This is a genomic window from Accumulibacter sp. (genome assembly GCF_032229525.1).
GTDB lineage: Bacteria > Pseudomonadota > Gammaproteobacteria > Burkholderiales > Rhodocyclaceae > Accumulibacter.
In genome coordinates this window covers 1-8,094 of the sequence record NZ_JAVTWB010000243.1, presented here as the reverse complement: position 1 = coordinate 8,094, position 8,094 = coordinate 1, and the positions used below count along the sequence as shown (strand labels likewise).

Below are 8,094 nucleotides of genomic sequence, written 5' to 3'. Positions count from 1 at the left end.
CTCGCTGCCGCTTGCGCTCACCGATGCAGATCGGGGCGGACGCGCTGCTTGCGCCGCGTCGCAGCCAAACCAGCCAGACCGATGCCGAGCAGAGCCATGGAGGCGGGTTCCGGAACCAGTTCACCGGCAATGACACGCTGGTCGCCATAAGGGACTTGCTGGCTACCACTAAACCGCGTAACCGATTCAAGGCTGGCCCCCAAGCAACCACCACCGCGGCCCCCTTCGACACACCAGAGGTTGATGCTGCTGCCGAACTTCGGATTCTGAAACGCCGCGTAACCCGATGCGCCGCCGAAATCGAAAAGCAAGGCCGTCAGCGTGGCGCTGAGAAGATCACCTACCAGAACAAACTCCGAATTACTGAGACTGCCCGGACCGAAAAGCGTCAACGGACCGCCGGCAACGCCATCGTCAATGGTCAGGGTCCAGCCGATGACTTTGCTCGCGGTCAACACGCCAATCGTACCGTCCGTTTCGATGGTGCCGATCACCGAACCGGACCCGATCGTGCGATTGACGTCGTAGGTGATCGAAGAGAGCGGAAGCGGGCCGGCCAGCGTCAGCAGTGGCGTGGCCAGGAGCACGGCGGCCAGTAGCCCCTTGATACCCAAGCTATTCATACGGAAACCTCCAGTGCGGCAAGCTCCATGAACCAAGAAAGCGGCGAAAATCAGCGCCCCAGCCGGCCCGACAAGATGTCGCCCCTTCCGCAGGCCCAGCGCACGTTCGTCGAGTGAGCACGAGAAAGCATGACCGCCACGCGGCGCCATGACCCTGACCAGCCGTCGCGAGCACAACTACTTGATTCTCCAGCATGACTTCCCTGATCAGGGATTCTACACCTGACTGCAGGAGTTTTCGATCCTGATCGCCGAGATCGCGCCAATGACAGCCCGCCGGTCAATCAGGTGTCTTCGCGTCGGTCCTCGGCGTCCGCATTGATGACGCCGAAACGAGCCGGGATGCGGGCGTAGAAGATGCGCATCTTCTCCTGTGCGATCAGATCGAGCAGCCGCTTCGCTTCGTCCTCGGTGACGACGAACTCGACCTCGATACCGCTGCTGCCGGCCAGCTCGAAGAAGCGGTCCTCGTGCACCGCATGCCGTCGGCCGAAGCCGCCAATCGCCCGGAAGGCCGAGCCGCCGCGAAAACCAAGGTGGTTACCCTGCTCGAGCAACCACTCCCAGAGCAGAACGCCGTGATGACTCTGGCTTTCGTTCACGTACAGTCTCAGCAACAAGCCTTCCATGACTGCCTCCTTGCTCTAGCGCCGTCGGGTCTTGCGGCGAATATCCTGGCTTGCCGCAGACCATCCCCTCAGGTCGAAGCCCTCGCCCAGACGAAGGTGGCGATGCCGGCAAAAGTCATCAGCACCGATCCGGCGACATGCACCGCGACGATGCCGAGCGCCCAGGACAGTCGCCCCTCCTGCAACAACACCGCCAGCTCGGCCGAAAAAGTCGAGAAGGTGGTCAGCCCGCCACAGAAACCGGTAATGATCAGCAGCCGCCATTCCGGCGACAGCGCCGAGAACGAAGTAAAGAAAGCGATCGCCAGGCCGATCAGGTAGGCCCCGACAAGATTGGCGACCAGGGTACCCGGCGGAATGGTCGGAAACAGGCTATTGAGCTTGATGCCGAGTTGCCAGCGCAGCAGGGCGCCAAGCGCGGCACCGATCGAAATGGCGAGGACTGATTTCCACATACGCTGCCCTGAAAACGCGTTGCCGATGCGGACAGAAGAACGAACACCTGCGCGCCGAACCGGGATCAAGCAGGCACTGTCCACCGCAAGGCCATGATTCAAGGCAGAACGCCGTGTCCCGGGCGGCCAATATAGCACTGGAACTCGCGCTCTGAACAGACAGCGGGCGATGCACGGGCGGACTGGCGTCCCCGTCAATGGCGTCACCCGGGCGGCGGCAGAGGTCGATCCAGCAGCATCTGCTGACCGCCCGTTGGCTTCCTGCGGCAGTTGCTTCGGCGCACGACCCTGCGTGCTACCCGGCAAGCGGCGCATCGACTGCGATTCGCCCCACGCAGACCGCCGGGTCAGGTGAACGCCATCGACCGCCGGCGGTCCGCTTCGTCCCGGCGGTCGGTTTTGCCCTGCGCACCCAACCAGCCACCCTGCAGGGCATTCGGCCGTCGCCGGTCATCGTCACGCCGGTCTTCGAAGTGGGCGTACCTGCATCGACAGAGCACGGCATCGCAGTTCGCCAACGGCAACAGCGCTGCCTCGCCGGCCAGGAAGCGCTGGCCTTCAAGGTCCGCGGCCGCGCCACAGGCCGACTGACCACAGGTGATGGCCACCGCACGATAAGGATGGCGCTTGGCCCCGCTCGGCACTTTGGCGAGCGGGGGGCGCGGAGTGGTTCGCCGGCGCGCCCACCACCAGGCAGCAACACCAAGAACACAGGAAAGAACGAGGAGCCAGAGCAACATCGTGATATCCCCCTTCTGCGATGGGATGGCTTGATCAGCCACCTGCCGGCACGGAAAAGCGAGGCTCGGGGTCAGAAGCGCCAATCCTCCTGCCGCCGAGAGACGGCTGAAGGCGGTCTTCGCGCATTCAGCATTCCAGAATAGCCCAAAGAATCATCGATTGCTCGGCGAGGAGAAGCGTCGTGGCCACCCAGCGCTCGCCGACAAGCCTCATCCATACCGGCGGTGGCAGTGCTTGCGGGTGCTCCGGACACACACGGTCGGCGTCGCGTCGCTACGACCCGTCGGGCGGGTGCAGGCGAGCCTGCCAGGCGTCGAGCTTGGCGACGCGACACAAGGCCTGCAGCCGTTCGAACGCGGCCTCGGCGTGACGGGTCGCAGCGGCGCTCAAGCCTTCACCCAACGCGAAGCTTTCGCCACGCACGCAGAGCAGGAAAGCCGGTGGCGGGGCCTCGTGGTTGATCCGCGGCAGGACGGCGAGCACCGCTTCGGGTGACAAGGCGTGCGTGCTGTGGCTGGCAACATCTGTCGCTTGCACCTGACGAAAGACGAACGGCGCCGGCGTCTGCTGGCCGGCATCGATGAACAGCACCAGATGCCTGCCGACCAGATCGAGCGCGTGCTCGACCTGCAGCTGGAAGTCGCCGATCAGCTCGAAGCCGGCGGCCAGACCGGCGCTGTCCAGCCACGCCTGCAAACGCTCGAGCAGCAGCGGCCCGAGCGCGTCGTCGCCGCGACTGGGGTTGCCGCAGGCGAGAACCAGAACCGGAGCGAGTGGCATCGGCGGCGCGCCCGTGATCTCAGGAAGCCGTGCTCAGACGCCCGACCACCTGCCCAGCCGCATCCTGCAGTTCGACTTGTAGCGGCATCTTGCCGAGCGCGTGCGTAGCGCACGAGAGGCAGGGGTCGAAGGCGCGAATGGCCACCTCGATATGGTTGAGCAGGCCCTCGGTGAGTTCGCGGCCGTTCAGGTAGCGTTGCGCGACGCGGCGAATCGCCTCGTTCATCGGCTGGTTGTTGTGGGTGGTCGACACGATCAGGTTGCAGGTGGTCACCAGATCGTCGTCGCCGACCTGGTAGTGGTGAATCAGCGTACCGCGCGGCGCCTCGATGACCCCGACCCCCTGGCGGTCGCGCGGACCGCTGGTGGTGAGCTCGCTGCCCGACAGGTCGTCGTCGTGCAGCAGCGACTTGATGGTCTCGGCGGCGTGCAACATTTCGATCATCCGCGCCCAGTGGTAGGCCAGCGGTGCGTGGATCAGCTTGCCCTGGCCGTGGTCGATGAACTCGCGACGCTCGGCTTCGGCGAGCGGGGTCGGGATCAGGTCGCAATTCTGCACCCGTGCCAGCGGCCCGACCTTGTACCAGCCAGCACGCGGCCCGAGCGCAGCCAGGAAGGGAAACTTCATGTAACTCCACGGTTTGACTTCCTCGTGGATCAGCTGCTGGTAGTTCTGGATGCGGAAACCGTCCACCAGGATCTTGCCGTCGGCGTCGCGGGCGCGCAGGTGGCCATCGTAGAAGTCCAGCGCGCCGTTGGCGCCGACCAACGACAGGATGTTCGAGCGGAAGCTGCCGAAGGCGTCGTAGAGCACGGGATCGGCCGCATGCAGGCGCTTGACCAGTTGCACCGCCTGGCGGCTCCAGGCGACGATCGAATAGATGTCGGCCAGCAGACCGTCGCGCTCTTCGCGGCTGAGTGCGCGATTGACGCCGCCGGGGATGGCGCCGGTGCCATGCACCCGCTTGCCGGCGGTGAGGCGGATCACTTCCTGGCCAAACTTGCGCAAGAGCACGCCGTGTCGCGCGATTTCCGGGAACTCTGCAGCGACGCCAACGATGTTGCGCCGGCCGGCCTCGCTGGCAAAACCGAACAGCAGGTCGGGCGACGAGAGATGAAAGAAATGCAGCGCGTGCGACTGCAGGATCTGGCCGTAGTGCATCAAGCGGCGCACTTTCTCGGCGGTCGGCGTCAGGCGGTCGGCGCCGAGCACGTGATCGAGCGCCTTGGCCGCCGCCAGGTGGTGCGACACCGGGCAGATGCCGCACAGGCGCTGCACCATCACCGGCACTTCCCAATACGGACGACCCTGAATGAACTTTTCGAAGCCGCGGAATTCGACGATATGCAGGCGCACCTGCTGCACCTGGTCGTTCTCGTCGAGCAACAGCGTCACCTTGCCGTGACCCTCGACGCGCGACACCGGGTCGATCGCCACCCGGCGCAGCGTGCCGGCGTCGGCCGGAGCGGTTTCCAGTTCGAAAGTCTCGGCGTTCATGGCGTCTCTCAGTCGAAGTGAAGCAGCGGATGCCCCAGGCGCGGCGTGCGGCCGTCGAGCAGGTCGGTGAGGAACTTCCAGATGGCGTCGCCCGACGGCGGACAGCCGGGGATGAAGTAATCGATGCGCACGATCTCGTGGATCGGGTGCACCTTGTCCAGCGGCAATGGCAGTTCGGGGTCGTTCGGGATCTGCCCGCCGACAATGCCCGGCGCCGTCAGATAGACCTCCTGCAGACACTGCCCGAGGTCGAGATGGTTGCGCTGCGCCGGCAGGCCACCATTGACCGCGCAGGCGCCCAGGGCGATCAGTACCTTGCAGTTCTGCCGGAACTCACGCAGCACGTGGACGTTCTCGGCATTGCAGATGCCACCCTCGATCAAGCCGATGTCGCACGGGCCGCAATGCTTGATGTCGGTCAGCGGCGAGCGATCGAAATCCACCCGCTCGATCAGCTCGAACAGCCGCTCGTCGATGTCGAGCAGGGACATATGACAGCCGAAGCAGCCCGCCAGCGAAGCCGTGGCCAGCCGTACTTTCCTGCGCTCAATGCCAGCCTCCATTCAGCCCTCCTCGCCGGTCGTGCGCAGCGGCGGGCGCTCGACCTGCCTGCCAATCGGCTCGATATCGTAGCGCCGCTGGCCGATCGGGATGGCGAAGCCCTTGCGCTTCTCGAGAATCACGCCGACCGGGCAAACGTGCGCCGCCTTGTCGGCGAGCGAGAAATCGGTGTCGGCGAGCCGGCCCGATTCGGCATTGACGATCAGGTGCTTGGTGATCCCCCGCCCGGAGAGGGCGAAGACGCTCTTGCCATCGACCTCGCGGCTGGCGCGCACGCACAGCTCGCAAAGGATGCAGCGGTTGAAGTCGAGCAACACCTGCGGGTGCGAGGCATCGACCGGCCGATTGGGGTAGAACTGGTCGAAATGCGGGTTGAGCATTTCCAGCTCATAGGCCAGCGCCTGCAACATGCAGTTGCCACTCTTTTCGCACGACGGACAGAAGTGATTGCCTTCGACAAACAGCATCTGCAGCAGGGTCCGTCGCTTGTCGTTGAGGTCGGGCGAGTTGTTCTCGACTTCCATGCCGTCCTTGGCCGGCAGGGTGCACGACGAAACGTAACGGCCGTTGGCCTTGACCGTGCATAGCTTGCAACTGCCCTGCGGCTTGAATTCCGGATGGTGGCACAGGTGCGGAATGAATATCCCGGCAGCCATCGCCGCGTCCATGATCGTCTGCCCGTCCTCGAAAGGCACCGGCAGGCCATCGAGCAGGATGTTTTGCGGGTTCATGAGCCACCTCCCGAGAGCCTGGCAGCGACACCGAAGTGCGCGTCCGGGTCGTCGCGGCCGGTCATCTGGCGCGCCGCCGCCAGCGCCTGGTCGAGGTCGAAGGCCGGCTCGAAGTCGAGCGAGCGCAGGCGGCGCTCGTAGGCCGGGCGAAACTTCTGCAGCGTATCGAACAGCGGGTTGCAGGCCGCTTGCCCGAGGCCGCAATGGCTGGCCGCATGCAGCAGGCGATGGATCTTGAAGATTTCGTTGATCTCGTACTGCGAGCCCAGGCCATTGGCGATCTTGTCCATGCAGTTGGCCACCAGCGAGGTGCCGACCCGGCAGGGGGTGCAAAAGCCGCAGCTCTCGTGGGCGAAGAAACGGGCAAAGTTGCGGGCTACCTCGAACATGTCGCGATGGGCACCGAAAACCATGAAGGCGCCGGCCGTCGGCACGTCCTCGAAAGCGATGCTGCGCGAGAACTCATGCGTCGACAGGCAGCTTCCAGACGGGCCGCTGACCTGCACCGCCTGCGCATTACCGGCGCCGCAGTCGTGCAGCACCTGGTTCACGGAGACGCCGAAGGGATACTCGTAGATGCCTGGCGACTCGACATCGCCCGAGATCGACAGCAGCTTGGTCCCGGTCGACTGCTTGCTGCCGAGACCGGCGAACCAGGCGCCGCCCTTGAGCGCGATCAGCGCTGCCTTGCACAAGGTCTCGACATTGTTCACCACCGTCGGCTGGCCACGATAACCGGCGGTGACCGGAAATGGCGGACGAATGCGCGGGATGCCGCGCTTGCCTTCGAGCGACTCGAGCAGCGCCGTTTCCTCGCCGCAGACGTAGGCGCCGGCACCGAGATGAATCTCGATCTCGAAGTCCACACCCGTCCGGCCGCACAGCGCCTTGCCGAGCAGGCCGGCGCAACGACGGCGCTCGAGGGTCTCGCGCAAGGCCGGCAGCAGGTAGGCGTACTCGCCGCGCAGGTAGAGCAGGCCCTGCTCAGCGCCGATGGTGAAAGCGGCGACGGTCATGCCGTCGAAGAGCAGGTCGGCGTAGCTGGTGAGCAGGACGCGATCCTTGAAAGTGCCGGGCTCCCCCTCGTCGGCATTGCAGACAACGTAGCGGGCGCCCTGTAAGCCCGGTGCGCCGTGGCAAGGCGCCCGCCGCGCCGACTCCCACTTGATGGCGGTGGTAAAACCGGCACCGCCACGTCCACGCAGGTTGGCGAGCTTCATTTCCGCCAACATCGCCTCGGCACCGCGAGCCAGCGCCGCCCGCAGCGCGTCGCCGGCCGGCCACTCGGCGCCCAGCACGCTGTCGCGGCGGCGGATATTGTCCTCGACCAGGAAGTACTCGGGCGGCCAGTCGGAGAGCGGCACCTGCGCGCGGATCAGCTCGCCGATGCGGTCGATGCGCTCGACCGACATGCGCGTCATCGCCCGGCCATTGAGCAGCAGCGCCGGGCCCTGATCGCACATGCCGGTGCAGGAGGTGAAATCGACGCTGACCAGGCCGTCCTCGGAAAGCTTGCCGCGCTCGACCCACAGCTTGTTGCACAGCCGATCCATCAGTTCGACGCTGCCCAGCATGCGGTCGGTGATGTTGTCCGAGAACAGCACCCGATAGCGACCGACCGGCGCCAGATGGAAGAAAGAATAGAAACCGGCGACGCCCTCGACCTGCGCCCGCGGCAGCTTGAGCGCGCCGGCGATGGCGGTCAGCGCGGCGGCCGGCAGATAGCCCAGGAGATCCTGCGTCTCACGCAGGATCTGCACCAGTTGACCCGGCTCACGACGATAGCGGTCGATGATCGGCTGCAGCTGTTGGTCAAGCCGTCCTGCTTGCAAGCGCACTTTGGTCACAACAATCTCCACGGCCACAGCAGTGAGGGATACGCCGGCCAAGCTTAGCCTGCCCGGCGGTGGCAGGTGCTGATACACGTCAACAAGCTGGCCGGCGGAATTGGGGCGTGGACGCCAAAAGTCCCGTTTCCATTGCCTGCTGCGTTGCAGCATAATGATCGTTGATCGTCTGGCTCGGGCCGGGTTGGCCACGCTGCCAAGCTGCCAAGCGGCGAAACGACCAAACGAC

Annotated in this window: 9 protein-coding genes; all 9 read right to left on the bottom strand. The window is 65.1% G+C overall.

Annotated features, from left to right (window positions below; all coding sequences use genetic code 11):
* Positions 1–17: 17 nt before the first annotated feature.
* Positions 18–623, bottom strand: coding sequence for a PEP-CTERM sorting domain-containing protein (locus RUW20_RS19230; RefSeq protein WP_313953832.1), 606 nt, complete (start codon positions 621–623; stop codon positions 18–20).
* 284 nt (positions 624–907) lie between these two features.
* The gene (locus tag RUW20_RS19225; RefSeq protein WP_313953831.1) at positions 908–1,252 is read right to left on the bottom strand and encodes a DUF190 domain-containing protein; all 345 of its coding nucleotides are present in this window, start codon (positions 1,250–1,252) and stop codon (positions 908–910) included.
* Positions 1,253–1,320: 68 nt separating this feature from the next.
* Positions 1,321–1,707 (bottom strand): fluoride efflux transporter CrcB, encoded by a 387-nt coding sequence (gene crcB / locus RUW20_RS19220; protein ID WP_313953830.1) that lies wholly within the window; start codon positions 1,705–1,707, stop codon positions 1,321–1,323.
* 347 nt (positions 1,708–2,054) lie between these two features.
* Positions 2,055–2,447 (bottom strand): hypothetical protein, encoded by a 393-nt coding sequence (locus tag RUW20_RS19215; RefSeq protein ID WP_313953829.1) that lies wholly within the window; start codon positions 2,445–2,447, stop codon positions 2,055–2,057.
* A 274-nt stretch (positions 2,448–2,721) separates the two neighbouring features.
* Positions 2,722–3,228 (bottom strand): hydrogenase maturation protease, encoded by a 507-nt coding sequence (locus RUW20_RS19210; RefSeq protein ID WP_313953828.1) that lies wholly within the window; start codon positions 3,226–3,228, stop codon positions 2,722–2,724.
* A gap of 19 nt (positions 3,229–3,247) precedes the next feature.
* Positions 3,248–4,726, bottom strand: coding sequence for a Ni/Fe hydrogenase subunit alpha (locus RUW20_RS19205; protein WP_313953827.1), 1,479 nt, complete (start codon positions 4,724–4,726; stop codon positions 3,248–3,250).
* A gap of 8 nt (positions 4,727–4,734) precedes the next feature.
* Positions 4,735–5,289 carry an NADP oxidoreductase gene (locus RUW20_RS19200; RefSeq protein ID WP_313953826.1) on the bottom strand — a complete coding sequence of 185 codons (555 nt, stop codon included), beginning with the start codon at positions 5,287–5,289 and terminating at the stop codon, positions 4,735–4,737.
* A complete protein-coding gene (locus tag RUW20_RS19195; protein WP_313953825.1) occupies positions 5,290–6,018 on the bottom strand; it encodes a 2Fe-2S iron-sulfur cluster-binding protein in 729 nt (242 codons plus the stop codon). It abuts the gene before it with no gap.
* The gene (locus RUW20_RS19190) at positions 6,015–7,865 is read right to left on the bottom strand and encodes an NAD(P)H-dependent oxidoreductase subunit E (protein ID WP_313953824.1); all 1,851 of its coding nucleotides are present in this window, start codon (positions 7,863–7,865) and stop codon (positions 6,015–6,017) included. The genes RUW20_RS19195 and RUW20_RS19190 overlap by 4 nt, the downstream gene beginning before the upstream one ends.
* Positions 7,866–8,094: the final 229 nt, after the last annotated feature.

What these genes read in the sequence shown, in the direction of transcription:
- RUW20_RS19230 (WP_313953832.1), bottom strand. Translation starts at nt 623, where the DNA reads ATGAATAGCTTGGGTATCAAGGGGCTACTGGCCGCCGTGCTCCTGGCC.
- RUW20_RS19225 (WP_313953831.1), bottom strand. Translation starts at nt 1,252, where the DNA reads ATGGAAGGCTTGTTGCTGAGACTGTACGTGAACGAAAGCCAGAGTCAT.
- crcB (WP_313953830.1), bottom strand. Translation starts at nt 1,707, where the DNA reads ATGTGGAAATCAGTCCTCGCCATTTCGATCGGTGCCGCGCTTGGCGCC.
- RUW20_RS19215 (WP_313953829.1), bottom strand. Translation starts at nt 2,447, where the DNA reads ATGTTGCTCTGGCTCCTCGTTCTTTCCTGTGTTCTTGGTGTTGCTGCC.
- RUW20_RS19210 (WP_313953828.1), bottom strand. Translation starts at nt 3,228, where the DNA reads ATGCCACTCGCTCCGGTTCTGGTTCTCGCCTGCGGCAACCCCAGTCGC.
- RUW20_RS19205 (WP_313953827.1), bottom strand. Translation starts at nt 4,726, where the DNA reads ATGAACGCCGAGACTTTCGAACTGGAAACCGCTCCGGCCGACGCCGGC.
- RUW20_RS19200 (WP_313953826.1), bottom strand. Translation starts at nt 5,289, where the DNA reads ATGGAGGCTGGCATTGAGCGCAGGAAAGTACGGCTGGCCACGGCTTCG.
- RUW20_RS19195 (WP_313953825.1), bottom strand. Translation starts at nt 6,018, where the DNA reads ATGAACCCGCAAAACATCCTGCTCGATGGCCTGCCGGTGCCTTTCGAG.